This window comes from Bradyrhizobium sp. Arg237L, from assembly GCF_029990105.1.
Taxonomy (GTDB): Bacteria; Pseudomonadota; Alphaproteobacteria; order Rhizobiales; family Xanthobacteraceae; genus Bradyrhizobium.
The window spans coordinates 1-623 of sequence record NZ_JAQMIL010000206.1 but is presented as its reverse complement, the minus strand read 5'-3'; the positions used below and the strand labels follow the sequence as shown (position 1 = coordinate 623).

Annotated in this window: 1 protein-coding gene; it reads right to left on the bottom strand. The window is 67.6% G+C overall.

Features of this window, described 5'->3' with window-relative positions:
• Positions 1–266 precede the first annotated feature (266 nt).
• On the bottom strand, positions 267–623 hold a 357-nt coding region (locus OZ411_RS43005; RefSeq protein ID WP_282532810.1), incomplete at its 5' end, for a transposase.

The following is a 623-nucleotide window of genomic DNA, read 5'->3' as shown; positions in this document are numbered from 1 at the left end:
GGGACCCATATGTGGACGGCCCCCGTGGCACAAGAGCTTTTGAGGTGATCGGATCGCTTGCATCCATATGTCCGGCCTGTTTGATGCGATCGGATGATCGCTGGCCAAGATGGGATGCGCGAGGCGGGCTCCAAACAACCTGGCGACCTGCTGGCGGCCAATGGGTCCCACGGACTGTCTCGCCTCGTTGATTGATCGATCGCTCCATCTGCTCTTGCAGCTTCCGGGTCGGCCGGCGCGCGAGCCCGCCGGTCGGCCAATCTTTGTCAGGCGGCGGTTGCCGGCATGGCATTCATCCGCGCCGCGTCGTAGCTCTCGCCGGTCACCATCAGCTTCCAGGCGATGCGGGCCACCTTGTTGGCGAGCGCCACGGCGGCCAGCTTGGGCGGCTTGCGCTTGAGCAGCGCGACCAGCCAGCCCCAGGGATGGCCACGGCCGTGCCGCGCCTGCTGGATCACCGCGGTCGCCCCGACCACCAGCAGGCGGCGCAGGTCCTCGTCGCCGGCCCGCGTGATCTTGCCGAGCCTGGTCTTGCCGCCGGTGGAATGGTCCTTTGGTGTGAGGCCGAGCCAGGCGGCAAAGTGCCGGCCGGAGCGGAACGCGGCTGGATCGGACGTCTTCAT